This window comes from Mesorhizobium sp. WSM4822 (assembly GCF_055811155.1).
In genome coordinates this window covers 455,637-478,592 of the sequence record NZ_JBVVQM010000002.1, presented here as the reverse complement: position 1 = coordinate 478,592, position 22,956 = coordinate 455,637, and the positions used below count along the sequence as shown (strand labels likewise).

The following is a 22,956-nucleotide window of genomic DNA, read 5'->3' as shown; positions in this document are numbered from 1 at the left end:
ATTTTCGGGCGCAGGCATCAGGAGAACACCATGCAGGGCGTCACCGTCGTCGACCACCCGCTTGTCCAGCACAAGCTGACCATCATGCGCAAGAAGGAAACCTCGACGGCCGGCTTTCGCCGGCTGCTGCGCGAAATCTCGCTGCTGCTCGGATACGAGGTCACCCGCAACCTCGAACTGACGACGACGACCATCGAGACGCCGATGGAAACCATGGAAGCGCCGACGCTTGAGGGCAAGAAGCTGGTCTTTGCCTCCGTGCTGCGCGCCGGCAACGGCTTGCTGGAAGGCCTGCTCGACCTGGTTCCGGCGGCCCGCGTCGCCCATGTCGGTCTCTACCGCGATCACGAAACGCTGGAAGCGGTCGAATATTTCTTCAAGGCGCCGAGCGATCTCGCCGACCGGCTGGTGATCGTCGTCGATCCGATGCTGGCCACCGCCAATTCGGCGATCGCGGCGATCGACAAGCTGAAAGAGCGCGGCGCCACCAACATCCGTTTCCTTTGCCTGCTGGCGGCGCCCGAAGGCATCGAACGCTTTCTCAAGGCGCATCCGGACGTTCCCGTCTTCACCGCTTCGATCGACCGCCAGCTCAACGAGAAGGGCTACATTATGCCCGGCCTCGGCGACGCCGGCGACCGCATGTACGGGACCAAGTAATACCAGGCAAAGTCACCTGGTGCGATTTACCAAATGTTTACGCAAAGGCGCGGTTTTGGCGCGCGTTAAAGCGGCAAACACCATCCGGGTCTAACGATCGGCTGTCACTACGGCGCCGCGCGTCCATTTCGGACGCGCAAAGGACGCTGTAGCATTTTGATTTGCGCGTGAGCCTTTCCGAAATCGATCCCGATTTCCGGGGTCATGCGGCGAGGCCGATCCATGCTGCGCAAACTTCTCATCCTCGCCGTTTTCGCCGGTTCATCGGCATCGATACCGATTGTGTACCAGTCCAATCCGCAACTCGTCGAAAACCTGCTGAGGTCGGCGGTGCCGGGCAAACAAGCGGTCGAAGCCCAACCAGACGTCAATCTGGCATCGGTGCCCAACAAGCCCGCGGCACCGCTGCCGATGGGCCGCAAGGTGGTCGTCGCGGCAGACGAGCGCGGACATTTCTCATCGGCTTTCAAGTTCAACGGGCGCCAGGTCGACGGCATGATCGACACCGGCGCCACGCTGGTCGCCATCAACATGTCGACGGCACGCAAGATCGGCTTGTCGCTGAACGCTTCGGACTTCAGTCACGAGGTCAACACCGCCAACGGCACCATCAAGGCGGCCGTGGCCATGATCGACCGCCTGCAGATCGGCAACATCACGGTCAATGACGTCCAGACCATCGTGCTCGACGACAGGGCGCTGCGCACCAATCTGATCGGCATGAGCTTCCTCAACCGGCTCGACAAATACCAGGTCGAGAACGGCACGCTGCTGCTCGTCCAGTAAGGCTATTCGTTTGCCGCAATTTCCAAGGGAAAGCGCTATGCGCTTTCCCGGGAAAACCGGTCCACACTTTTCCTGAAATTGCTTCAACCGCGCGGCAGAATCCGCCGGATGACCGACTTGTCGGCGGGCGGCTTCGAGGCGCCGACCGTATAGGCCGAAAGCACGGTAGCCGCGGCGGCCTCGGCATCGGCCGATGAGCGGGCATGGATCAGCGCCAGCGGCTCGCCGATCCCAACCTCCGCACCGACCGGCAACAGCCTGGTGATGCCGACCGCGGGGTCGATCCTGTCGTCCGGCCGCGTGCGTCCACCTCCCAGGCCGACCACGGCGAGCCCGATATCGCGGGTGGCGATGCCGGTGACGAAGCCGTTTGCGGTCGCCTTGACGGCAAATTCGATCGCCGCCGCCGGCAGATACTTTTCCGGTTTCTCGATGAAATCGGCGGGGCCGCCAAGCGCGGCCACCATGCGTGCGAAGGTGGCGGCGGCGCGGCCGCTGGCGAGTGTCTCGGTGGCGCGCCGCATGCCATCCTGGTTGGACGACACCAGCCCGGCCGACTGCAGCATTTCGGCGGCCAGCGCCAGCGTCACGTCCTCGAGCCGACGGTCACGATACCGGCCGGTGAGGAAATCAACGGCGTTGCGCACCTCGACGGCGTTGCCGGCGGCCGACGCCAAGGGCTCGTTCATGCCGGTGATCAACGCCGAAGCCTTTAGTCCGGCGCCGTTGGCGATCTCAACCAGGCTGTTGGCGAGTGCGGTGGCGTCGCGCGATTTTTCCATGAAGGCGCCGTTGCCGACCTTGACGTCGAGCACCAGCGATTGCAGCCCGGCCGCCAGCTTCTTCGACAGGATCGAAGCGGTGATCAGCGGCACCGATTCGACCGTGCCGGAGACGTCGCGGATCGCGTAGAGCCGTCGATCGGCGGGCGCGAGGTCGGCGGTCTGGCCGATGATGGCACAGCCTGTTTCGAGCACCGCCTTGCGAAACAGCGCGACGTCGGGCTGGCTGATGTAGCCGGGAATGGCATCCATCTTGTCCAGCGTGCCGCCGGTGTGGCCAAGGCCGCGGCCCGAGATCATCGGTACATAGGCGCCGCAGGCGGCGACGATCGGCGCCAGCATCAGCGAGACATTGTCGCCGACGCCGCCGGTCGAATGCTTGTCGGTGACCGGGCCGGGCAGGTCCGACCAGTCGAGCACATCGCCGGAATCGCGCATCGCCAGCGTGAGCGCCACGGCCTCGTCGCGGTTCATGCCGTTGAAGAACACCGCCATGGCGAAGGCGCCGGCCTGGCCATCGGTGACGGCGCCCGACGTCACGCCCGCGACGAAGCCGGCGATCTCCTCTTCCGACAGCCTGAGGCCATCGCGCTTGCGGCGGATGATTTCCTGGGGAAGCATCAGATCTCCAGCAGTCCGTCGCGGAACACGCGCTGCAGGATCGTCGCCAGCCGCGCGCCGCCGACCGGTGCCATGTCCTTGGTCTCCTGGTGCGATAGCTCGGCCCCGGTCATGCCGGCCGCCAAATTGGTGATGACCGAACAGGCGGCGACGCGCAGTCCTAGGAAGCGGGCGAGAATGACCTCCGGTACGGTCGACATGCCGACCGCATTGGCGCCCATGATGCGCGCCATGCGGATCTCGGCCGGCGTTTCGAAGCATGGGCCGGAGAACCACATATAGACGCCCTTGTACAGGGTGGTGCCGGTCGCATTTGCCGCCCGCTCGATGGCCTGGCGGATGCCGGCATCATAGGCTTCAGTCAGGCCGACGAAACGCCGGTCGCTTGGTTCGCCGATCAGCGGATTGGTGCCCGAGAAATTGATGTGGTCCGATATCAGCATCACCGAGCCCGGCGGCATGTCCGGATCGACCGAACCGGCGGCATTGGTGAGGATCAGTTTCGTGATGCCGATGCCGGCAAGCACTTCCAGCACCGGCCGCATCGCCGCGGCAACGCCGTGCTCGTAGTAATGGGCGCGGCCCGACAGCATCAGCACCGGCGCGCCGGCAAACAGCCCCGCCACCACCTCGCCGGCATGTCCGGTGACACCGCTTCTGGGAAAACCGGGCAGGTCGGCATAGGAGATGCGGATCGGGCCCTCGATCTGGTCGACCAGACCGCCGAGGCCCGAACCGAGCACCAGTGCCGTGGCGGGCGCCAAGCCGTCCAGCCTTTCGACGAGATGATCCAGGGCTTTTTCCGTCATCGCTGCCAGCTGTTCATTTGCGCCCATTGCTCATTTCAAAATATCGCCGCGGAAGCCGTAAGGCAGCATGTCGCCCATGGTCACGGTCTCGGCCACACCTGCATTGTCGCAGAGATAGAGCTTTGTTTCCGGCCGGCAGAATTCGGCCAGCCGCTGCCGGCAGCCGCCGCAAGGCGAGCATTTCGCCATGCGTTCGGCGATGACGGCGATTTCCACGATCTTGCCGCCGCCGCCCATGATGTAGTGGCCGAGCGCAGTGGTCTCGGCGCACCAGCCTTCCGGATAGGAGGCGACTTCGATGTTGGCGCCGGTAAAGACGCGCCCGTCCTCGGTTCGCAAGGCAGCGCCGACCGGAAACTTAGAATAGGGCGCGTAGGCCCTGGCCATGGCGGCCTTGGCGGCCTCGAACAGATCATGCGACATTCAGGTGTTCTCTCCGATGATCGTGTTCAAAACCCGGCGCAAAGCCGACCTGCCGCTCAACGTTCCTTGACATAAGGTACGCCGCCGGCGCGTGGCGGGATTGCCTTGCCGATGAAGCCGGCGAGCAGAATGACGGTGAGGATGTAGGGCAGCGCCTGCATGAACTGCGCCGGCACCTTGCCGATGATGGGCAGCGGTGATCCCTGCAGGCGGATCGACGCCGCGTCCAGGAAGCCGAACAGAAGGCAGGCGAACATGGCGTTGACCGGCTTCCACTTGGCGAAGATCAGGGCTGCCAGCGCGATGTAGCCCTTGCCGGCGGTCATGTCCTTCACGAAGCCGCCATTTTGCACCATCGACAGGTAGGCGCCGGCAATGCCGGTGAGGATGCCGGTGCAGATCAGCGCCCTGTAGCGCAGCCAGGCGACCGATATGCCGGCAGTATCGACGGCGGCCGGGTTCTCGCCTACGGCGCGCAGCCTGAGGCCAAAACGGGTGCGAAACAGCACCCACCAGGTGAACGGCACCATCAGGAAGGCAAGATAGACCAGGATCGAGTGGCCCGACAGGAGCTCGGCATAGATCGGTCCGATGATCGGAACGCCGCGGATGGCCTCGGCGCCCGGCAAGGTGATGGCCTCGAAGCGCTCGCCCGGTTGCAGCGCCGGCGTGCGCCCGCCCTGCTGAAACCAGGCCTGGCCGAGGATGATGGTCGAGCCGGCGGCGATGAAATTGATCGCCACGCCGGAGACGATCTGGTTGCCGCGATGGGTGATCGAGGCAAAACCGTGGATCATGGCAAAGGCGACCGAGATCAGGATCGCCATGCCGAGGCCGAGAAAGGCCGAATGGAACACGGAAGCGGCGGCCGCACCGGCGAAGGCGCCGACCAGCATCTTGCCTTCGAGACCGATGTCGAAGATGCCGGCGCGTTCCGAATAGAGGCCGGCGAGGCAGGCAAGCAGCAGCGGCACCGAAAGGCGGATGGTGGAGTCCAGTGTCTGGATGATCGCGTTGAACACATCCATCTCAGGCACCTTTCCCCTTGACCGCTTCCATGCCCACCGATCGCGGACTGAACGAGGCGAACAGCGCCTGGATGTAGGGCCGGAACATGTGCTCGAGGGCACCGGCAAACAGGATCACCAGGCCTTGAATGATGACGATCATGTCGCGGCTGATCGCCGGCATCTCGAAGGCGAGTTCGGCGCCGCCCTGGTAGAGCATGCCGAACAGGATCGCCGCCAGCACGATGCCGACAGGGTGCAGGCGGCCCATCAGCGCCACGGCGATGCCGACGAAGCCGGCGCCGGAAACGAAGTCGATGGCGACATTGTGCTGATCGCCCATCACCGGATTGAGTGCCATCATGCCGGCCAGCCCGCCCGAGATCATCATGGCGGTGATGATGATGCGGGTTTCGGAGATGCCGGCATAGCGTGCCGCTTTCGGGCTGTGACCGTAGGTGCGCATTTCATAGCCGAGCTTGGTGCGCCAGATCAGCAGCCAGACCAGGAAGGCCATGACCAGCGCCAGCAGGAAGGTGACATTGAGCGGCGCCGAACGGATCTTGGCGCCGAACAGCTCGATGATCCAGTTGAGCTTGGGCAATTCCGCGCCGGCGAGAAAGTTACGCGTCTGCGGCGCTTGCGAGGCGGCTGGCTTCAACGGGCCGACCAGCAGGTAAACCATGATCGAGGCGGCGATGAAGTTGAACATGATGGTGGTGATGACGATGTGCGAGCCACGCTTGGCCTGCAGATAGGCCGGGATGAGCGCCCACAATGCGCCGACCGTCGCCGCAGCAATGATCGCCAGCGGGAAGGTCAGCCACCATGGCAGTGTGCTGTCGAGGCTCAGGCAGACGATGGCGATGCCGAGGCCGGCGATGTAGGCCTGCCCTTCGGTGCCGATGTTGAACAGGCCGCAATGCGCGGCCACCGCCACCGAAAGCCCGGTGAAGATGAAGGTGGTCGCATAAAAGAGGGTGAAGGCGATGCCTGTGCCTTTGCCGAAGGCGCCCTCGACCAGGATGACGGCTGCGCGCAGCGGATTCTCGCCGACCAGAAGCACGACGAAGCCGGCGACGACGAAGGCGACGAACAGATTGATCAGCGGGATCAGGCCATAGTCGGCCCAGGCCGGCAGTTTGGCGTAGGGCGCGCTCAAAGTGCTGCCTCCTGGTGCTCGATGCCAGCCATCAGCAGGCCGAGCTCGCCCTCGGTCGCTTCGGGGCCGCGTTCGCCGACGATGCGGCCCGCAAACATCACCAGGATACGGTCGGACAGCGAACGGATCTCGTCCAGCTCGACCGACACCACCAGCACCGCCTTGCCCTGGTCGCGCATGGCGATCAGGCGCTTGTGGATGAATTCGATGGCGCCGACATCGACGCCGCGTGTCGGCTGGCCAACGATCAGAACACCAGGGTCCTGTTCCATCTCCCGCGCCAGCACGATCTTCTGCTGGTTGCCGCCGGAGAAATTGGCGGTCTTCAGCCGGCAGTCGGCCGGCCGGATATCGTATTTGGCGATCTTGTCCCTGGCATCGTTGCGGATGGCATCGATGTTGAGGAACGGCCCCTTCAAATAACGGGGATCATCGTGATAGCCGAGGATCGAATTCTCGTTCTCCTCGAAGGCCAGCACCAGCCCGACGTGATGGCGGTCCTCCGGCACATGGGCCAGGCCGCGGTCGCGCAGTTCGCCCGGGTCGGCGGCGCCGGTCAGGTCGATCGGCTTGCCGTCGAGCATGACCGAGCCGGACACCGCACGCCTGATGCCGGAAATCGCCTCGAGCAGTTCGGATTGTCCGTTGCCGGCGACACCGGCGATGCCGACGATCTCGCCGGCCCTGATATCGAAGGAGATGTCGTCGACCATGGTTACGCCGCGCGTATCCTTCACCGTCAGGTTCTTGACAGCGAGCTTGACGGCGCCGGCCTCGGCCTCGCCCTTCTCGACCCGCAAGAGCACGCGCCGCCCGACCATCAGCTCGGCCAATTCCTCGACAGTCGTCTTCCTGGTTTCGCGCGTCGCCACCATCGTGCCCTGGCGCATCACCGACACGGTGTCGGTGATGGCCATGATCTCGCGCAATTTGTGGGTGATCAGCACCACCGTCTTGCCCTGGTCTTTCAATTGCCCGAGGATGCGGAACAGGTGGTCGGCCTCGGCCGGCGTCAGCACGCCCGTCGGCTCGTCGAGGATCAGGATCTCGGCGCCGCGATAGAGCGCCTTCAGGATCTCCACCCGCTGCTGCAGGCCGACCGGCAATTCCTCGATGATTGCATCGGGATCGACTTCCAGCCCGTATTCACGCTCCAGCCGCTCCAGTTCGGAGCGCGCCTTGGCGATGCTCTTCTTCAAGAGCGCATCGCTTTCGGCGCCGAGGATGACGTTCTCCAGCACCGTGAAATTGTCGACCAGCATGAAGTGCTGATGCACCATGCCGATGCCGAGCGCGATGGCGTCATTGGGGGTCTTGATCGAGGCCGGCTGGCCGCCAACGCGGATTTCGCCGCTGTCGGCCTGGTAGAAGCCGTAGAGGATCGACATCAGCGTCGACTTGCCAGCTCCGTTCTCGCCGACAATGCCGTGGATCGTGCCGCGACCGATCTCAAGATTGATGTCCCGGTTGGCGCGCACCGCACCAAAGCTCTTGTTGATGCCGATCAACTCGATTGCGGCTTGCGCCATGCAGCCTGTCCCACTCTTATTTTTTTATCGCTTGGTCAAAACGCCTAGCATGACGCTCCGCCCGTGCCAATTGCGGAGCAGGTTCACTCTCGACAAATCCCGGTGCGCTTGTCAATTTGCAACGTGGCCGGGGCCTTCACATTCGCTAGTATGACGGAGCCGAAATTCGCATCACGGCGCAAGACATCGCGGTCAACGACATCGCGGCGAAGATTGGGGAATTCACATGATCATGCCCGCCGACCGGCTGACGACGCTGGAAATACGCGCCGCCGAGCAGGAGAAGACCATCGAGGAACTGTCCGGCCAGATCGCCGAGCAGTGGAAGGTGATCGAGCGCATGCAGCGCAAGCTGGACGCGCTGACGGATCGCTTCCTGGCGCTGGAGGAGCAGACAGGAGATGAAGTGCCGGTAACCAAGCCACCGCACTGGTGAGGAAAAAGGGAAGGTGCACGCCTTGGTCAGTGAAAGCGATCGCATCGCGCGGGCCGGCGAATATGTGCTCGGTCTTATGAACGACAAAGACCGCGAACGGGCCGAACGTGACCTGGAGGTCGATCCCGCCTTCCGCGACGCGGTCGCGCGACTTGCCGAGCAGATGTATTTCTTCGACCGTTACGGAAAACGCGACCTGCTGCCTGGCAGGCATTGGGAACTGGTTACCCAACGCCTAGCCGAGTTACCTCAGATGCGCAGCGTCGAGCTCGGCGGCAATGAGGTCAAACCGCGCACGGTGATCCGAAGCCTGTCCCGGCCACCATACGGCATTGGCGTGCACGCGCTTGGCGGCCGGCGCGGAGTTGTCGTTGCCGCCGGACTAATGGTGGCGTTCGAGCTGGGTTGTCTCGTGGCGAAGCTGCTATAGGCGAGGCCTGCGCGCCATCAGCGCCATCGTCTCGCCCTCCGAACCGCATATCTCAACGGTATTCCAGCCGAGGGCCGCGTAGAAATCACGCGCATCCCATGTGTAGAGATGGAGCGTCTCGACGCCCCGTGACGCCGCATGGGCTTCCGTCGCCTTGACCAGCGCGGTGGCGATTCCTCGGCGTCGATACCTTGCATCGACAACCAACCCGGCCAGCCATGGCGTCAGATCATGCATGGGCTCCAGCTCGTGGCGGACCAGCAGGCATGTCCCGACCGGGGTGTCGCCGATCCGGGCCACGAATGCCGCCTCGAAGCCGTCACCGGCGATCAAGTCGCGAAGCCCTGCCGCATCTTCCCCGAGGGTCCTTCCGGTTCCCTCGAAAAAGGCAGCGAGGCGCAGTTGCGCGACAGCTGCTACGTCGTGCTCGCCCATGGGTCCGATCGTCGGCTGCATCTGTATCCCGAAACGATGTCCGGCACGGAGCGAAGGTTTCGCTCGAACCCGTATAAGGCAAAACCGCCGGGCTGGCGCCCGGCGGTTTGCAGATCATGGCTGTGTGTTCGAGCCGCTCAATAGGGGCAAGCGTTGTCAGCCGTATAGTCGTGTACTTCGACCTTGCCGGCAATGATGTCGGCCTTGGCTTTTTCGACGGCCGCCTTCATCTCGTCCGTCACCAGCGCCTTGTTGTTGTCGTCCATGGCGTAGTCGACGCCGCCTTCCTTGAGGCCCAGATTCTCGACCCCGCCCTTGAAGGTGCCGTTCTTGCCGTCCATGAAGGCGGTGTAGACGGCGACGTCGACGCGCTTCAGCATCGAGGTCAGCACCTTGCCCGGCTGCAGGCCGTTCTGGTTGGAATCGACGCCGATGCCGAGCTTGCCGGCATCCGCCGCCGCCTGCAGCACGCCGACGCCGGTGCCGCCTGCCGCGGCATAGACCACGTCGGAGCCCTGGTCGATCTGCGTCTTGGCGATCTCGCCGCCCTTGGCCGGATCGTTCCAGGCAGCCGGCGTATCACCCGTCATGTTCTGGATGACGTCGGTCGCGCCCGCTGACTTGGCGCCGCCGACATAGCCGCATTCGAACTTGCGGATCAGCGGGATGTCCATGCCGCCGACGAAGGAGACCTTCTTCGACTTCGAAGCCATGGCCGCCAGGACGCCGACGAGGTAGGAGCCCTCCTGTTCCTTGAACTTCAGCGACCGCACGTTCGGCAGATCGACCTGGTCGTCGATGATGGCGAAGTTCAGGTCGGGGTATTCGGCGGCGACCTTGGTCAGCGCGTCCGTCCAGGCAAAGCCCGCCATAACGATCGGGTTGCGGCCGTCCTCGGCGAAGCGGCGCAGCGCCTGCTCACGCTGCGAGGCATTGGAGACCTCGAATTCGACGTAGGCCGTGCCGGTTTCCGTCTTGAATTTTTCGGCGCCGTTGTAGGCAGCCTCGTTGAAGGATTTGTCGAACTTGCCGCCGAGATCATAGAGGATGGCCGGCTGGACATCCGCGGCGAAAGCCGGAAGAACCATTGCGGTTGCGGCCAGGAGGCCGAGAACGATACGTTTCATGTGATCCACACCCTGTCGGTTATTTTTTCCGTTACGCGCCGCATGCCGGCCCGGTTCTCCGGCAGGCATACGACGTCAGCCAGGAGTGTACTCCCTCCCGCTCGGCGGCAATCTGGCATGGCCCGAAATAAAATTCACGCGGAATTTTGACCTTTTGGAAAAGCTTGATGCGGGCAAGCCGCACCGCAGCTTGTCCTTGCGCCAAGCGTTACGCGGACGCGGCGGCAGGGATGACGCAAGCGACGCCGGTGCCTTTGAGGTTGCACGTGCCGTAAGGGTTCTTCGCCAGATATTGCTGGTGATCGGCTTCGGCGAAGTAGAATTCGGCCGCCGGCGCGATCTCGGTGGTGATCCTGCCGTGGCCGGCACCGCGCAGCGAGATGTCATACGCATCGCGCGAGGCGCTCGCCGCCCGCAATTGCGCCTCGTCGCTCGTGTAGATCGCGGAGCGATAGGCGGTGCCGACATCATTGCCCTGGCGCATGCCTTGCGTGGGGTCGTGGCTTTCCCAGAACAGCCTCAGAAGCCCAGCATAGGAGACGATCTCGGGGTCATGGACCACCAGCACCACTTCGGCATGACCGGTAAGCCCAGTGCAGGTCTCCTGATAGGTCGGATTGGGCGTGAAGCCGCCGGCATAGCCGGCTGCGGTGACCCAGACGCCGTCGATCTGCCAGAACAGCCGCTCCGCACCCCAGAAGCAGCCCAGTCCGAACATCGCCGTCTCCAGCCTCTCGGGATAAGGACCTTTGAGCGGTCTTTTCAAGACCTTGTGCCTGGATGCGGTCGGGATCGCCCTGGCGCGGCCCGGCAGGGCCTCGGAGGGCTTCGGCAGATTGAGCTTCTTGTTCAGCATGTCGCTGAGAAAGAACATGCGCGGCTCCTCTTCGGGTGAAACGCAAGAAGCCGCATGACGGCGGCTTTGTTTGAGCATCGGATTTCCCAAAACCGGCAACCGCTTTTGGGTCCGATGCTCTAGGTGGCGGCGAACTGCCCAGTACGCGGTGACCGCCTGTAGCCTATCGCATAGAGCAGGAAAGCCAGCACCGCGAACACGGCGAAGCCCGGCTGGTTCAGCACCCAGGCGATGGCGCCGTCCCACAGCAGCGGGCTGGCCTTGGTTCGGATCAAGGTCTCGAAGGCGGCCCGCGTGTCGGGCGAGACCGCCAGCCAACTGGTGTTGAGCGGGGTCAGCACCAGCACGGAGGCCGCCACGGTGCGTGTCGCGTCGAGCACCGCCATGATGACGGAAATCGACAGCGCGATCATGGCGGCAAGACGAAAGACGAAGCGAAACATCAGAACCCTCCTCCGGGCTGGTCCCCCTCCCGAGGGGCCTTTCAGAGATAGAATGCGCATGGCCGGATCGCAATCGCCATATGCGAATTTGCAGACTCCAAACTCCGGTCAACAGAGGCCGGACGACAGTCGGCCGGGCGGCTTCTCATTGACATGTGAGGGCAGCTATGCTACTAATTTCGACATGGTGCTGACTTGCGCCGACGACCCGCCGCACAGGCGGGTTTTTGCGTTTGGTGCCTCGCAAACCGACGTGCCGGCGAAGTCTTTAAAGACCGGGTGAACCCGGGTTCGTTGCTCTGCGCGAATTATACAGCCGGCTTCCTTTTGCGCCGATGGACACGCCAGACGGCGAAAATGCCGCCGCCGATGGCGCCGATCACGAGGCCGGCCAGGCCGGTGAACACGGCAAAATAGCCGCAGGCGCCCTCGAAACAGCTCATCTCGGTGGCATCAGCGATCACCGAGCCGATGGCGAACCCGGCCACGGCGCCGATGACCGCGCCCAGGACGATGCCGAGCAGCGCGGCGACGAGCGAGACGAAGGCCGATGGGCTTTCGGTTTCTGGATTGACATAAACGGCATCGGCTTCGGATCCACGGCGCAGCAAATGGATGCAGAGAACGCCGATGGCGATTTGAGCAGCCGTGATGGCGAGCGCCTGGCCCGAAAAGACGAAATCCGAAATCGTCAGTGCACAGGCCTGCCAGGCCACCAGCCAGACGATCGTGGCGACCTGCCAGATGGTGAACCGGCGCGGGAAGCGGGCCGAGCGGCCGAAGGCGAGGCCGAGCAGGTAAAGCCCCCACAGGATGGTGACGACGTCGATGAAGAGCCCCGCATAGATAAGGTAAAACACGCTGTCTGGCAGGCCGGTGGCGCCGACCGCGGGCCAGACGGAGATCAGGCCGTAGACCGACCACGCCATGACGAAGACAAGCCAGCCCACCGGCACAAAGGACAGCCCGCTGTCCGGCCGCCTGACTGGCGTCTGTCCATTGCTCGATGTCATGTCCGCACAATGCCCCCGCAAAGTCTCGGCACCCGACAGGCAACTCCGGGGGAAGTCAAGGGCGGCCGTCCCGGCGGTCCTGCCTGTGCACACCATTGCAGCGGCGGCGCCCGCAAAAACGGGCATGCCGACGGCCCTGCGAACACTGTGTGGCCGGCAAAGCGAATAGACGGCTGATATGGCTTGGCATTCGGCGCCGGATCGACTAGATGAGCCCCGCGCCTGTTGCTTCGACGGCTCAGGTGCAGGGGAAGGGCGTTTGCTGGTTGGCGACGCCGATGGCGGAAGTTCCGCCTTGCCCCAAGGGAGGTGCATCTCCCCAACCCGCGCGGCAAAACCGGCCGACGCGACATGCATGGACGGAGAGGTGGCCGAGTGGTTGAAGGCGCACGCCTGGAAAGTGTGTTTACGGGAGACCGTAACGCGGGTTCGAATCCCGCTCTCTCCGCCAGTTTGCACCTAGGTGTGATCAAGATCGGCGCGCCCAGGCAATATGATCTGGCGCAGGCTGCCGACGCTCATCGCGATCTCGAGGCCAGGAGGACAACCGGGGCGCTTGTGCTTGGTGCAATCTCGAACACGACCGACGTCCCGTAGTGAATTGCATCGCCAAATCAAAACGGGGTGGTCGATCGTCTCGCCCTAGATCACCGCTTCCTCGAGGAACGGCTCGTTGCGCTCTATGCGCTCGTAACAGAATGGCGACAGATCGAGCGTCTGGAAAGCCCCGTGAACGATAAGTTCTGAAACTCCCCGGCCCACGGCTGGCGACTGTTGCAGCCCGTGCCCCGAGAAGCCGTTGGCAAACATGAAATTGGTCACCTGCGGGTGGAAGCCGACGATGCCGTTGTGGTCGAGCATGTTGTACTCGTAGTGGCCGGTCCAACTGGTCTGGACCTTGAGTGCGTCGAAAGACGGAATGCGGTGCCAGAGTGCCGGCCAGATGTAGTCGTCGAACTCTTCATGATGCATTTCAAAGTCGTCGTAGCCGGCCGGTCCGTCGCCCTGCGGCGTGTTGCCGGTGAGAAAAAGCTCGCCTTCGGGACGCACGAATGTTCCGGAAAGGTCGATGACATTGGGCATCCGGCCGGGGATCGGGTTGGCGCTGGCGAAGACGAAGCTGTAGCGCTTGTAGGGCGCGACCGGGATCGACAGGCCGGCCATGGCTGCCACCTGCTGCGCGCGCGGGCCCGCGGCGTTGACCAATGTTCCGCAACGAACCGTCTGTCCGGTCGCGAGGCGCACCGAGATGACCCGTCCATCGGCAATATCCAGCCCTGTCGCTGCATTGTCGATATACTCGACGCCGCTGGCGCGGGCGGCGCGGCGGAAACCGTTCATCAGCCCAACGGAATCGAACCAGCCCTCTTCCCTAGCCCCCCAGGAACCGCCACCGAGATCCTCCACATTGAGCCAGGGGAAGCGATCCTTCAGCGGGCCCGGCTCGAGGAACACTGTGTGGGCCCCAAAACTGCGCTGCAGATCGACGCGCTCGCGGGCCGCTTCGACGCCGTCGGGTGAACAGCAGTAAAGATATCCATGCTCCTTGAAGCCGAGGTCGGGCGCCGGTTCGTCCTTGTAGAAAGGTGCCATACGCTCCTGAAATCCGCGGATGATCTCGATGCCGAACTGGCTGATCTTCACATTGATCGGATTGGAATATTGCTGCCGGATCGCGCTGGTGGACAGCGCCGTCGATGAAAACTCGTAACTGCTATCGCGCTCGACCACGAGGATCGAGGCACCGCTGCCCAGCGCCTGGCTCAGCCAGTAGGCCGTGGACGAGCCGACAACCGCTCCGCCGACGATGACGATGTCGTAGGCGTTGCGCGATGGCGCTTTGTAAGGCGGGATCGCCATGGCTCCGACTCCAAGCTACTGGTTGAACAAAGCGATCAGGGCATCCGAGCCCCGCGCAAGAAGGCCAAGGTCCGAACCGACGGCAACCATGGTGAAGCCTTCGGCAAGGTAGCGGTCGGCATCGGCCTTCGCCGGCGCCAGGATGCCGCTTGCCTTGCCTGCCGCCGTTGCGGCCTTGCGCACGGACGAGATTGCCTCCTGGACATGTGCCGCGCCGGGATTGCCCATCGCGCCCATATTGGTGGAAAGATCGCCGGGACCGACGAAGAGAACGTCGACGCCGTCGACCGCCGCGATCTCGGCGGCATTCGCCACGCCCAATTCATCCTCGATCTGCACGGCGAGAAGCTGCTGCTCGCGCGCCTTGGCGTGGTAGCCGGCGATGCGGCCGAAGGCGTTGGCGCGGTGACCGACCGAGAAGCCGCGAAATCCGCCGGGCGCATAGGTCATGGCCGCGACGATGGCGCGGGCCTGATCGGCGGTTCGTACATTGGGGATCATCAGGCTGCGTGCGCCGATATCCAGCGCCTGCTTGATCAGATTGGGATCGTCGGAGGGCAGCCTGACGACAGCCTCGCTGTCGAAGCCGCCCATCACCTGAAGCTGCGCCATGATGCTGCGCAGATGGTTGGGGCTGTGCTCGCCGTCGATCAGCACCCAATCGGCTCCGGAGCCGGCGATGATCTCCGTGGTGAGCGCCGAAGCCAGCGAGCACCAGATGCCGATGTGAGCCTGGCCAGCCGCTGTGGCAGCTTTCAGCGTGTTGACGCGTTCTTGCATCTTGCGATCATCTCCAATCATCTGGATTGAAATTTGTATGATGTCCTATATCATATGGCTATAAAACGCTGCAAGATGCGATGTACGGACTTTCAAATAGGAGCTGGAGAATGAGGATCGGGTTCATCGGGCTTGGCGTCATGGGAGCACCGATGGCGCGCCACCTGGCCGATGCCGGGCATGAGATCGTCACCGTTCTCAATCGCTCCCCTCTACCGCAGGGCCTGACCGCATCGGTCGTCGCGTCCGCCGCCGAAGTGGCACGGCGGTCCGAGATCGTCGTCACCATGCTGCCCGACACGCCTGACGTCGAACGCGTCCTGTTGGGCGAGGACGGCGTCCTGGAAGGACTGTCAGCCGGCAAGCTGGTCATCGACATGAGCTCGATCAGCCCCATCGCCACGGCGGCGTTCGCGGCGAAACTTCGAGAGAAGGGAGCCGGCTATCTCGACGCCCCGGTCTCGGGCGGCGAGGTCGGCGCCAAGGCGGCAAGCCTCACCATCATGGTCGGCGGCCCGGCCGCCGAGTTCGAGCGGGCGCTGCCGATCTTTGAGACACTCGGCAAGAACGTCACTTTGATCGGCGAGCAGAATGGCGCCGGGCAGACCTGCAAGATCGCCAACCAGATCATCGTTGCGCTCAACATCGAGGCCGTGGCCGAAGCGCTTGTCTTCGCCAGCAAGGCCGGGTGCGACCCGGCGAAGGTTCGCGGCGCCCTGATGGGTGGCTTCGCCGCTTCTCGCGTCCTGGAAGTGCATGGCCAGCGCATGATCGACCGGACCTTCGCCCCAGGCTTTCGCATCAAGCTCCACCAGAAGGATCTCAACCTGGCCCTTGACAGTGCCCGCGCCCTTGGCGTGGCGCTGCCGAACACCGCCATGGCGCAGCAACTGATGAATGCCTGTTCGGCCCATCCAGATGGCGCCGAGGCCGATCACTCGTCTCTCGTCCGGGCGCTGGAGATCCTCAGCGGCCACGAACTGTCAAAAGAAAAGGAGTAAAAACCGATGCGCGGAACCGGCAAGGCCGAGATCTTCGTGATGCTGGCCCATCCCGTGGCCCATGCCAAGAGTCCCGGCATATTCAACGAGATCTTCGAGCAGAAGGGCCTCGACAGCCTCATGGTGCCCTTGAGCTGCCGCCCGGAGGATTTCGAGACCTTCTGGGCCGGCATCACGGCAGCCGAGAATATCAGGGGCGTGATCATCTCGGTGCCGTACAAGGTTGCGGTCTACCACAAATGCTCTGCCGCGCATGACCGCGCCTCGCGGGTGGAAAGCGCCAACTCGGTGCGACGGCTGCCGGATGGCAGCTGGTATGCCGACAATTTCGACGGCGTCGGCTTCATCGATGCGCTCAAGGCGAACGGGCATCAGATCGCCGGTCGCCGTATTCTTCAAGTCGGTGCCGGTGGCGCCGGTGCCTCGCTCGCCTATTGTCTCGCGGAAGCCGGCGCCGACGAAATCCGCCTTACAGACATCGATACGGTGCGTGCCGGGAAACTCGCGGCGCTGGTTGGCCGCGCGTTCCCGAAATGCCGCATCCAGGTCGGAGAGGCCGAGCCTTCCGGCATGCATATGGCGATCAACGCCACGCCTGTCGGCATGCATGCCGGCGATCCGCTGCCGCTTGACGTCAGCCGGCTGACCCCGGATATGACGGTCGTGGACATCATCATGGAGCCTGCGGAAACCGCTCTGCTGCGGGCGGCCAAGGGGGTCGGCTGCCGCGTTCAACCGGGGCGCCCGATGATGGATTTCCAGGTCCGGGCGATGTCCGAATTCTTCGACATCGAAGGCAAGGACCGCGGCCATGGCTGAGACACCGACTGCCGTCGTCATCGGCGGCACCTCCGGCATCGGACGCGCTATCGCGCAGCGCTTCGCAGAAGACGGTTATCATGTGGTCGTCTCCGGCCGGGATGCGACGAGGGGCAATGAGGCGGCCGGCTCCTGCCAGGCGGCGGGCGCGCCGCGTGCGCTGTTTGTCCAGACAGATGTCGCAGATAGCGGCTCAGTCGAGGCTCTGGCACGGATTGTCAGCGACAGGTTCGGCACGCCTCACGTCGTCGTCAACTGCGCCGGCATCTTGCAGAGCGGCAAGTACGTCCTTGATCAGGATCTGGACGAGGACGAGAAGATGTGGCGGGTGAATTATCGCGGCACGCTGTTGGGGTGCCAGGTGTTTGGCCGGCTGATGTCGGCCGCCAAGCGAGGCGCGATCCTGAATGTCGGCTCGCTCGCCTCTTTCGCGCCGCTGTCGCTGCCGGCCTACACGCCGGGAAAGCATGCAGTCCTGGCCCTGACCCAGATCCTCGCCGCCGAACTCGGCCCGCATGGCGTTCGCGTCAATGCGGTCGCGCCCGGCTATACACTTTCCGATGGTTTGAAGACCAAGATCGCCAGGGGTGAACGCAATCCCGAAGCCATACAGGCCACCACGGCACTGCGACGCTTCGTCGAGCCGCGCGATGTCGCCGAGGCGGCATTGTTCCTCTGCTCGGAGCGCGCTGCTTCGATTACCGGCGTCACCTTGCCGGTCGACGCCGGCTGGCTGGTTCAGGCGCCTTACGCACAATATCTGCAGGGAAATCCCATCCGGCAAACGCCGGCTATCTGACAAGGATAATCCAGTGATCAATATCCCGCCAGTGAGCGACATCCAGCGCTTCGACTTCGATACCCGCATCCACCATGGCGTCATCCATAACGGCACGCTCTACCTCACCGGCCAGGTCGCGAGGCCCGGCCAGTCCGCGGCCAACCAGATGCGCGAGGTGCTCGGCAAGATCGATGCGCTGCTTGGCAAGGCGGGCACGGACAAGACCCGCATCCTTCATGTGCAGATGTGGCTGGACGACATCAGGGATTTCGACGAGGTCAATGCGGTGTGGGACGCCTGGATGCCCGGGGAGCACGCACCGGCGCGCTCATCGGGCGAAGGACGGATGGCGAAGCCCGGAATGCTGGTCGAGCTGATCGTCACCGCGGCGGTTTGAATGGTCCTGCCGGTTCGGGCATCATCCCGAATCTGGCGAGAGGGAGACTGATGACGAAGCGCAAGCCGCTTTCCACCGTCGTGGCGGAGAGCCTGTCCGAGAAGATCCGTTCCGGACAGCTGCTGCCCGGCGCGCAATTGCCGACTGAGGCGGAGCTTTGCGCCGAGTACGATGTCAGCCGCACCGTGGTGCGGGAAGCTGTGGCGCGACTGCGTTCCGAAGGCCTGGTGGTGCCGCAGCAGGGGCGCGGCATGTTCGTCAGCGAGACGCCGGCGCCGCGCAACTTCTCGATACCGGACGAAGCGCTCAGGACCTTGCCGGAAACCATTGCGCTGCTCGAGCTGAGGTTGAGCGTCGAGGTGGAATCGGCAGGATTGTGCGCGGAACGGCGCACCGATGCGGAAGCCAGCGCGATCCGCACCCTGATGGAACAGGTCGACGCCCAGCAGGCCGATCCCGCCGTCGTCCAGATCCACTACGACTATGATTTCCACCTGGCGATCGCCAAGGCGGCACGAAATGAATTCATTCACGGTTTCCTAAGCTATCTCGGGCCGATGATCGTCCCGCGCTTCCAGCTCGGCTATGTGGTCACGCCCGAACTCAAGGACAGCTACTACGCGCGCATACACAGCGAACATAAGACAATCGTCGACGCCATCGAAAGGCAGGATGGCCGCGCCGCCCGCCAGGCCATGCGCAAGCACCTGCACAACAGTCTCGGGCGGGTGCGCGCCCTGGCCCGAGCCTCTGGCGTGGAGGCAATCGAAGCCGAGCAGAAGGCGGCGGCGGCCTCACTTTTCACCGACATGAAAAGGCCTGTCTCGACGGGCGGATGAGGCCTCGCGAATTCGATCGCATCGGCGCGCCTGGGCCGAAAATTAGACATCCATTGCGAAAGCCGTGTTTTTTGTTCCGTCACCGGCTGCGCGGGTTTCCCAAGGGCTGAAGGCGCCAGCTTGCCAGCGTTTCCCTGGGTTTTCGGCTGCTGCGGTTATCCGAACACCCCAAGGGATTTTGGGGGCATCCGAAATTTTCGAAAGTTTATCTTTCCTTTTTGCTGGTTTTCTTGGTTTCGCGGCATCGGCCCGGGCCGCAAACTGAAAACAGACAATCAGGAAAGCCCACGTGACGACAGCCTTCATCACCGGTGCGACGAGCGGCATAGGGCGGGCCATTGCGATCGCGCTGAGCGACGCCGGCTACGACGTCTATGCGGTCGGGCGCAGCCAGGCCGCGCTCAAGGAGCTGCAGGCACAGCGGCCCGGCATCGTGCCGATTGCCGTCGACGTCACCGACCGCGAGGCCCTGGAAGCGGCCCTGGCGGATCTCACCATCGACGTGCTGATCAACAATGCCGGGGTCATGCCGCCGCTCGGCAACTTCGCCGATATGAAGATCGCTGACATCGACACCACGCTCGAGGTGAACCTCAGCGCGGCAATCCTGCTCACGCGCCTCGTCGTCCCGCAAATGCGCGAGCGGCAGTCCGGGCATGTATTGTTCACCGGCTCCACGGCGGGCCACGCGGCATACTCCAACATTGCCGTCTATTCAGCGACCAAGGCGGCGATATCAGGCTTTGCAGCAGCGCTGCGCGCCGACCTCTCCCCATCGGGCGTACGCGTCACCGAGATCGTTGCCGGCCGTGTCGAGACGCAGCTCTACCAGGACATCCTCGACGCCAACGCGCGCGCAGCCATGTACGCCAGCAAAGTGGTGCAGCCGGATGACGTGGCCAGGATGGTCGTCGCTGTGCTTGGGCTCCCCGCATGGGCCGACGTTACCCGTTTCGACATCATGCCGACTTGGCCAACCTCGCCAAGCGGTACCAAGTAAGGAAAACTGGGATGAAAGATCTTTCCGTTCTGATCGTTGGCGGTGGTGCCGGCCTCGGTGCCCTCTTAGCCGAGATGGCTGTCGAGGCCGGAGCGGCAAAGATCGGCATCATCGACATCAACCAGGAAGCCGCCGAGTCCGCGCTGGCGACCGCGAAGGCCAGCGGACTGCCTACCGCGACCGCCCTTTGCGACATCCAGGTAGGCCCACAGTGCCACGCCGCATTCGAGGCGATCGTTTCGAAACTCGGGCGCGTCGACACGCTGATCAATTGTGCCGCGATCTACCCTCGCCGCCCGCTCCTCGAAATCACCGACGCCGACTGGGATGCCTCCAACGGCATCAACATCAAGGGCACCTACCACATGATGGTGGCGGCGGTTCGCCACATGCAATCGCAGGAGCCGAAGAGCCGCGTCCGCGGCCGGATCGTGAACCTGACCTCGGTCGACGCCTTCAAGGCGCATCCGCAGAACGCTCACTATGCGGCGACCAAGGCCGCCGTCGTCAGCCTTACCCGATCCTTTGCCCATCACGTGGCGAAGGACGGCATTCTGGTGAATTCGGTGGCGCCGGCCGGCATGGCGACGGAGAAGGCGAAAGCGCTCGGCTTCCTGGAGGAACTGGCCAAGGCGAGCCCGCTCGGCCGCGGTGCCGAGCCAAAGGAGATTGCCGAATGGGTGCTGATGACGGGCAGCCCCAAGAACACTTACATGACCGGTGAAAACGTAATTGTTTCAGGTGGTTACATATACGCCTAAGTCTCTTTCGCCGCGGGCGACTGAACTCTGGCAGTGCATGACCGAGGCAGTGCATGACCGACCGGGCCACAAGCAGGGAAAGGAACGGAATTTTCGATGACCGGCAAGCTGCGCCTTCCCTCGCTGAATGCTCTGCGCGTGTTCCACGCGGTCGCGCAGCACAAGAGCTTTCGGCAGGCGGCGGATGAATTGCTGGTCACGCCGCAGGCCGTCGGACAGCAGATCAAGCTTCTGGAGGATACGCTCCAGGTAACGCTGTTCGAGCGTAAGGGCCGGTCGATCGAACTGACCGAGTCGGCCATTCTTCTGTCGCACTATGTCAAAGCCGGCTTCAACGAGTTTGCCGAAGGCGTTCGCCGCGTCACCAAGTCGAACTATCGGGACCGCATCAACCTGAATGCGAGCCCATACTTCGCCACGCATTATCTCCTGCCGCGGCTTTCGTTGTTCCGGGAAATCTTGCCGGGCGCGGACCTGCGCCTGACGACCATGGTCGACCTGCCCGATTTCGGGCGCGACGATATCGATATGACGGTCCAGTGGGGCTACGGCAACTGGTCCGACTATGAAACCACGTTGCTGGTGCCGGATCCGAAGATCATCTGCTGCACGCCGGCGATCGGCGAAAGGATCAAGTCGGCGCATGATCTGACACAGTTCACGTTGCTCGACACCGTCAAGTCGAAGCGTCTGTGGCCGGACATATTGCGCCACCTTGGCGTGGAACTGACGGATGGCGACCGCAGCATCAGCTTCGACGACGCCGCGACCATGCGCCGGGCGACCTTGCAAGGCATAGGTGTGGGCTTGGTTTCCGTCATCGATGCCGAGGAAGATTTCCGGGCGGGCACGCTGGTCGCGCCGATCGGCCGCGACGCCATTGCCGACATGAAGCCGGAGGAAGTCCCGGGCTTCTATCTTGTCGTCCCACGCGGACATCTGCGCGTGAAGGCGGTCGCGGCACTTCACCGATGGCTGGCTCAGCAGGATTGGCGCGGCGACCTCACGATTTCCTCGTTACCGAAACCGGCCCCGCTTTCCGACTAGAAGCGGCTTCGAGACCGAGGCCTGAAAGACGCCTTTCGGGCCTCCAACAACAAGAAACCAAACAACTTCAACAGTGGAGACGGAACATGAAAATGATGAAATGGGGGGCTTCGGCCCTGGCCCTTGGCCTCGTGCATTTTGCGGCGCCGGCGGAAGCCGCCGGCGGCAAGACGCTCGAAACCGTCAAGGCACGCGGCATGCTGAACTGCACCGGCCATGACGGCTCCTATCTCGGCTTCGCCGAGGTGGACGACAAGGGCAACTGGAAGGGCATGGACATCGACCTCTGCAAGGCGGTGGCCGCGGCCGTGTTCGGCGACCCTGCGAAGCTGAAAGTCGTTCCTATCAGCTGGGCCCAGCGCTGGCCGGCCCTGCAGTCCGGCGATGTCGACATCATCGTCAAGGCCTCGGGCGGCACGCTCAGCCGCGACACCGAACTTGGGCTGCAGTTCTCCATGTCCTACTATCTCGGGACCACCAAGGTGATGGCGCACAAGGAGCTGAACCTCAAGTCGCTCAAGGATGCCGCCGGCGGCACGATCTGCATTCCCGCCGGCACCTCGCAGGAACAGCAGGTCGCTGCCTATACTGCCAAGCTCGGCATCAAGCTCGAACCGGTGCTCATCGAGAAGACCGAGGAGCTCGAGCAGGCCTATTTCTCGGGACGCTGCGATCTTTATGCGCAGTGGGGTCCGACACTGGCCATTGCGCGCATCGCCAAGAGCAAGGTCGACGACCATGTCATCCTCCCCGACGTGCTCGCCGTCGAGCCTGAAGTCATGATCATGCGGCAAGGCGACGACAACTGGGTCGACATCGCCAACTGGACGCTGAGCACGCTGATCTTTGCCGAGCAGGAAGGCATCACCTCGAAGAACGTCGACGAGATAAAGGCCAAGCCGACTTCACCGCAGGTCGCCAAATTCCTCGGCGTCACGCCAGGCATGGGCAAGGGTCTCGGGCTCTCCGACGACTGGGCCTACAAGGTGATCAAGAACGTCGGCAACTACGGCGAAATCTTCGATCGCGATCTCGGCAAGGACTCGCCCTACAAGATGGATCGCGAACTGACCAATTTGTGGAACAATGGCGGTGTCCTGTTCCCGCTGGTTGTTGATTGATCCGTTCTGAACGCATCCCGCTCCAGGTCCC

At 63.4% G+C, this 22,956-nt stretch carries 27 protein-coding genes and 1 tRNA gene; 14 read left to right on the top strand and 14 right to left on the bottom strand.

Annotated elements, in window-relative coordinates; all coding sequences use genetic code 11:
• Positions 1 to 30: 30 nt before the first annotated feature.
• Both upp and AC0L3E_RS07140 read left to right on the top strand, forming a co-directional pair.
• Positions 31 to 660: a uracil phosphoribosyltransferase gene (gene upp / locus AC0L3E_RS07145; protein WP_127266929.1), complete on the top strand. Its 630-nt coding sequence runs from the start codon at positions 31 to 33 to the stop codon at positions 658 to 660.
• A 222-nt stretch (positions 661 to 882) separates the two neighbouring features.
• Positions 883 to 1,446, top strand: a complete 564-nt coding sequence (locus AC0L3E_RS07140) for a TIGR02281 family clan AA aspartic protease (RefSeq protein ID WP_473604529.1) — start codon at positions 883 to 885, stop codon at positions 1,444 to 1,446.
• A gap of 83 nt (positions 1,447 to 1,529) precedes the next feature.
• Here the strand turns inward: AC0L3E_RS07140 and deoA are convergent, their stop codons facing one another.
• From deoA to AC0L3E_RS07110, 6 genes are read right to left on the bottom strand one after another with little or no spacing between them, the layout of a single operon-like run.
• Positions 1,530 to 2,849: a thymidine phosphorylase gene (gene deoA, locus AC0L3E_RS07135; RefSeq protein WP_473604527.1), complete on the bottom strand. Its 1,320-nt coding sequence runs from the start codon at positions 2,847 to 2,849 to the stop codon at positions 1,530 to 1,532.
• Positions 2,849 to 3,658 (bottom strand): purine-nucleoside phosphorylase, encoded by an 810-nt coding sequence (locus tag AC0L3E_RS07130; protein WP_128307705.1) that lies wholly within the window; start codon positions 3,656 to 3,658, stop codon positions 2,849 to 2,851. Before AC0L3E_RS07130 ends, deoA begins: the two co-directional genes overlap by 1 nt.
• A 30-nt stretch (positions 3,659 to 3,688) precedes the next feature.
• The gene (cdd, locus tag AC0L3E_RS07125; protein ID WP_023812575.1) at positions 3,689 to 4,081 is read right to left on the bottom strand and encodes a cytidine deaminase; all 393 of its coding nucleotides are present in this window, start codon (positions 4,079 to 4,081) and stop codon (positions 3,689 to 3,691) included.
• 56 nt (positions 4,082 to 4,137) lie between these two features.
• Positions 4,138 to 5,109, bottom strand: a complete 972-nt coding sequence (locus AC0L3E_RS07120; RefSeq protein ID WP_127266924.1) for an ABC transporter permease — start codon at positions 5,107 to 5,109, stop codon at positions 4,138 to 4,140.
• A gap of 1 nt (position 5,110) precedes the next feature.
• Complete coding sequence (locus AC0L3E_RS07115; protein ID WP_473604526.1) at positions 5,111 to 6,250, bottom strand: ABC transporter permease; 1,140 nt, start codon at positions 6,248 to 6,250, stop codon at positions 5,111 to 5,113.
• A complete protein-coding gene (locus tag AC0L3E_RS07110) occupies positions 6,247 to 7,779 on the bottom strand; it encodes an ABC transporter ATP-binding protein (RefSeq protein WP_127328351.1) in 1,533 nt (510 codons plus the stop codon). Before AC0L3E_RS07110 ends, AC0L3E_RS07115 begins: the two co-directional genes overlap by 4 nt.
• Positions 7,780 to 8,008: 229 nt before the next feature.
• On the opposite strand from AC0L3E_RS07110, the gene AC0L3E_RS07105 reads away from it, so the two are divergent.
• Positions 8,009 to 8,215: a SlyX family protein gene (locus AC0L3E_RS07105; RefSeq protein ID WP_189367407.1), complete on the top strand. Its 207-nt coding sequence runs from the start codon at positions 8,009 to 8,011 to the stop codon at positions 8,213 to 8,215.
• 22 nt (positions 8,216 to 8,237) lie between these two features.
• Positions 8,238 to 8,645, top strand: coding sequence for a hypothetical protein (locus AC0L3E_RS07100; protein ID WP_473604575.1), 408 nt, complete (start codon positions 8,238 to 8,240; stop codon positions 8,643 to 8,645).
• Here AC0L3E_RS07100 and AC0L3E_RS07095 read toward each other — a convergent pair.
• The 5 genes from AC0L3E_RS07095 to AC0L3E_RS07075 form a co-directional block, all read right to left on the bottom strand.
• The gene (locus AC0L3E_RS07095; protein ID WP_473604525.1) at positions 8,640 to 9,080 is read right to left on the bottom strand and encodes a GNAT family N-acetyltransferase; all 441 of its coding nucleotides are present in this window, start codon (positions 9,078 to 9,080) and stop codon (positions 8,640 to 8,642) included. The two genes, AC0L3E_RS07100 and AC0L3E_RS07095, sit on opposite strands and share 6 nt — an antisense overlap.
• Positions 9,081 to 9,217: 137 nt before the next feature.
• Positions 9,218 to 10,207: a BMP family lipoprotein gene (locus tag AC0L3E_RS07090; protein ID WP_473604524.1), complete on the bottom strand. Its 990-nt coding sequence runs from the start codon at positions 10,205 to 10,207 to the stop codon at positions 9,218 to 9,220.
• Between the two features lie 208 nt (positions 10,208 to 10,415).
• Positions 10,416 to 11,081, bottom strand: a complete 666-nt coding sequence (gene msrA / locus AC0L3E_RS07085; RefSeq protein WP_473604523.1) for a peptide-methionine (S)-S-oxide reductase MsrA — start codon at positions 11,079 to 11,081, stop codon at positions 10,416 to 10,418.
• Positions 11,082 to 11,182: 101 nt separating this feature from the next.
• Positions 11,183 to 11,506 carry a hypothetical protein gene (locus AC0L3E_RS07080; RefSeq protein ID WP_473604522.1) on the bottom strand — a complete coding sequence of 108 codons (324 nt, stop codon included), beginning with the start codon at positions 11,504 to 11,506 and terminating at the stop codon, positions 11,183 to 11,185.
• Between the two features lie 308 nt (positions 11,507 to 11,814).
• On the bottom strand, positions 11,815 to 12,519 hold the full coding sequence (locus AC0L3E_RS07075) for a hypothetical protein (RefSeq protein ID WP_473604521.1): 705 nt from the start codon (positions 12,517 to 12,519) through the stop codon (positions 11,815 to 11,817).
• A gap of 361 nt (positions 12,520 to 12,880) precedes the next feature.
• Here AC0L3E_RS07075 and AC0L3E_RS07070 point away from each other — a divergent pair.
• A tRNA-Ser gene (locus tag AC0L3E_RS07070) sits at positions 12,881 to 12,970 on the top strand.
• A 191-nt stretch (positions 12,971 to 13,161) separates the two neighbouring features.
• Here the strand turns inward: AC0L3E_RS07070 and AC0L3E_RS07065 are convergent.
• Together AC0L3E_RS07065 and AC0L3E_RS07060 are read right to left on the bottom strand one after the other, a co-directional pair.
• The gene (locus AC0L3E_RS07065; protein ID WP_127329467.1) at positions 13,162 to 14,379 is read right to left on the bottom strand and encodes an NAD(P)/FAD-dependent oxidoreductase; all 1,218 of its coding nucleotides are present in this window, start codon (positions 14,377 to 14,379) and stop codon (positions 13,162 to 13,164) included.
• Between the two features lie 15 nt (positions 14,380 to 14,394).
• A complete protein-coding gene (locus AC0L3E_RS07060) occupies positions 14,395 to 15,159 on the bottom strand; it encodes an HpcH/HpaI aldolase family protein (protein ID WP_473604520.1) in 765 nt (254 codons plus the stop codon).
• A 110-nt stretch (positions 15,160 to 15,269) separates the two neighbouring features.
• Between AC0L3E_RS07060 and AC0L3E_RS07055 the strand changes: the two genes are divergently transcribed.
• Genes AC0L3E_RS07055 through AC0L3E_RS07035 form a run of 5 tightly spaced genes read left to right on the top strand, consistent with a single transcriptional unit; the run spans position 15,270 to position 18,996 of the window.
• A complete protein-coding gene (locus AC0L3E_RS07055; protein WP_292336345.1) occupies positions 15,270 to 16,160 on the top strand; it encodes a 2-hydroxy-3-oxopropionate reductase in 891 nt (296 codons plus the stop codon).
• Between the two features lie 6 nt (positions 16,161 to 16,166).
• Entirely contained in the window at positions 16,167 to 16,979 is an 813-nt protein-coding gene (locus tag AC0L3E_RS07050; protein WP_473604519.1) for a shikimate dehydrogenase family protein, read from the top strand.
• Entirely contained in the window at positions 16,972 to 17,778 is an 807-nt protein-coding gene (locus AC0L3E_RS07045) for an SDR family NAD(P)-dependent oxidoreductase (RefSeq protein ID WP_473604518.1), read from the top strand. Before AC0L3E_RS07050 ends, AC0L3E_RS07045 begins: the two co-directional genes overlap by 8 nt.
• 31 nt (positions 17,779 to 17,809) lie before the next feature.
• Positions 17,810 to 18,157 (top strand): RidA family protein, encoded by a 348-nt coding sequence (locus AC0L3E_RS07040; protein WP_128308769.1) that lies wholly within the window; start codon positions 17,810 to 17,812, stop codon positions 18,155 to 18,157.
• A 50-nt stretch (positions 18,158 to 18,207) separates the two neighbouring features.
• Positions 18,208 to 18,996, top strand: a complete 789-nt coding sequence (locus AC0L3E_RS07035) for a FadR/GntR family transcriptional regulator (RefSeq protein ID WP_164898681.1) — start codon at positions 18,208 to 18,210, stop codon at positions 18,994 to 18,996.
• Positions 18,997 to 19,038: 42 nt separating this feature from the next.
• Here the strand turns inward: AC0L3E_RS07035 and AC0L3E_RS07030 are convergent, their stop codons facing one another.
• On the bottom strand, positions 19,039 to 19,302 hold the full coding sequence (locus AC0L3E_RS07030) for a hypothetical protein (RefSeq protein WP_128308765.1): 264 nt from the start codon (positions 19,300 to 19,302) through the stop codon (positions 19,039 to 19,041).
• Between AC0L3E_RS07030 and AC0L3E_RS07025 the strand changes: the two genes are divergently transcribed.
• The 4 genes from AC0L3E_RS07025 to AC0L3E_RS07010 all read left to right on the top strand — a co-directional run bounded on the left by AC0L3E_RS07025 (position 19,286) and on the right by AC0L3E_RS07010 (position 22,925).
• The gene (locus tag AC0L3E_RS07025; RefSeq protein ID WP_127321703.1) at positions 19,286 to 19,996 is read left to right on the top strand and encodes an SDR family oxidoreductase; all 711 of its coding nucleotides are present in this window, start codon (positions 19,286 to 19,288) and stop codon (positions 19,994 to 19,996) included. The two genes, AC0L3E_RS07030 and AC0L3E_RS07025, sit on opposite strands and share 17 nt — an antisense overlap.
• 11 nt (positions 19,997 to 20,007) lie before the next feature.
• Positions 20,008 to 20,757, top strand: a complete 750-nt coding sequence (locus AC0L3E_RS07020; RefSeq protein ID WP_127397377.1) for an SDR family NAD(P)-dependent oxidoreductase — start codon at positions 20,008 to 20,010, stop codon at positions 20,755 to 20,757.
• 96 nt (positions 20,758 to 20,853) lie between these two features.
• Positions 20,854 to 21,804, top strand: coding sequence for a LysR substrate-binding domain-containing protein (locus AC0L3E_RS07015; RefSeq protein WP_023810154.1), 951 nt, complete (start codon positions 20,854 to 20,856; stop codon positions 21,802 to 21,804).
• Positions 21,805 to 21,890: 86 nt separating this feature from the next.
• Entirely contained in the window at positions 21,891 to 22,925 is a 1,035-nt protein-coding gene (locus tag AC0L3E_RS07010) for an amino acid ABC transporter substrate-binding protein (protein WP_127267661.1), read from the top strand.
• Positions 22,926 to 22,956: the final 31 nt, after the last annotated feature.